Origin of the sequence: Xanthomonas sp. BRIP62418, from assembly GCF_003993495.1 — a bacterium.
GTDB lineage: Bacteria > Pseudomonadota > Gammaproteobacteria > Xanthomonadales > Xanthomonadaceae > Xanthomonas > Xanthomonas euroxanthea.
Map to the genome: position 1 here is coordinate 1 of NZ_QEZG01000011.1, position 418 is coordinate 418.

The 418-nt window shown below is 60.8% G+C and carries 2 pseudogenes; both read left to right on the forward strand.

Annotated features, from left to right (window positions below):
- Positions 1 to 230: pseudogene (locus EO174_RS00045) on the forward strand (ParA family protein); the annotation flags it as partial.
- Positions 230 to 418: pseudogene (locus tag EO174_RS00050) on the forward strand (hypothetical protein); the annotation flags it as partial. The pseudogenes EO174_RS00045 and EO174_RS00050, both read left to right, overlap by 1 nt.

The window sequence follows — 418 nt, forward strand, 5'->3', positions numbered from 1 at the left end:
GTATCGTCGTCACGATGTTCGACGCCCGGACTCTGCACGCTCGTGAGGTGATGGCGCGAGTCGTCGAGGTGTTCGGCGACGTCGTCTACGACACGGTGATCAACCGCACCGTCCGATTCCCCGAAACCAGCGTCGCCGGTGAGCCGATCACGACGTGGGCGCCGAAATCGGCTGGGGCCGAGGCATATCGAGCATTGGCCCGCGAGGTCATTCACCGGTCTGGTCGTTAGTGGAACTGATTGCATCGCAAGAAGATTCGGTCGAAGTCGAGCCGGATTCGATCGACCCGAACGTGCCGACCGACGCTCAGACCGCAGCCAAGGCTGCCGGTTTCCGAGTCACTCTCCGGAACTTCGAAGGCCCGTTCGATCTGCTGTTGAACCTGATCAATCAACGACAGCTCGATGTCACCGAAGTC